Annotated in this window: 1 pseudogene; it reads right to left on the reverse strand. The window is 72.4% G+C overall.

The window, feature by feature from the left end:
* Positions 1-1,051: pseudogene (locus tag ACWDNU_RS46970) on the reverse strand (hypothetical protein); the annotation flags it as partial.

Raw genomic sequence — 1,051 nt, forward strand, 5'->3', positions numbered from 1 at the left:
AGCGCACCGTCAGGTTGGCCGGCAGCGCGGCGGTGGCCTTGGGGTCGGTGATCAGCCGGGTGACCGCGTCGTTGCCGAGGATCGCCGGTCCGGCGCCACTGAGGCAGCCGCGGCTGACCGCCTTGGCGAAGGTGGGGAAATCAGCGTTGCGGCCCGCGAAGAACAGCAGGGTGCGCCGGTCGGCACCCTCGGTCTCGCACGGCGCGGGGAACCGGTACAGCTCCTGCTGTTCGCGCCAGCTCAGACTCTGCTGGGCGACACCGCGGCCGGCGAGCTCGGCCTGCAGATCGGCGACCAGGGTCGTCACGTACAGGTCGTCGGCCGCCTCGGGGTGGTAGATCGTCACCTTGTCGTAGCGCGGGGCGCCGTTCGGCTCGCGTGCGCCCTGGACGTAGTCGGCGACCAGCCGGGCCTGCACCGTATTGCTCGGCGCCGCTTGGAAGTACAGGGGCGAGGCCCGGTCCAGGCCGTCGGCCGACAGCGTCGTCGCGACCGCGGGCACGCCGAGTTCGCCGAGCCGGGCGATCGCCGTGCGGGTCTCGTCGGTACTGCGATCGATGCCGACCACGCCGAGCACGCTGGGATCATCGGCCACCAGGCCGCGCAGCGCGTGCTCGACCACCCAGCTCGCCTGGCGCATGTCCGAGCCGCCGTTGGCGATGACGACGCGCAGCAACGGTTCCGACTCGTCGGAGGCCAGCAGCGCGCGGCGCTGCTGCACCGCGAGCCCGGCCAGTTCCTCGACCTGGGCGTGCGGGTAGCGCACATTGGTGTCGGCGTAGCTGAGACCGGCGAAGTACACCAGCGAGACCAGCGGCCGGTCCGGGTTGCTCGCGCGGGCCTTCGTGGCCTGCTCGTTGAGCCGGAACACCTCGCGCTGCATGGCCGTCAGCTCGGGATCGTCGGCGAAGAGCTGCGCGGCGTTGTCGCTGTAGCCGACGCACTCGCCGTCGCGCAGGGCCACCGAGACACCACCGGTCCACGGCCACAGCGAGCACGGCGCGCCACCCAGCGGCGCGAAGAAGACCAGCGCGGCGGCGACTGCCAGCGC

It is taken from the genome of Amycolatopsis sp. NPDC003676 (assembly GCF_053587275.1).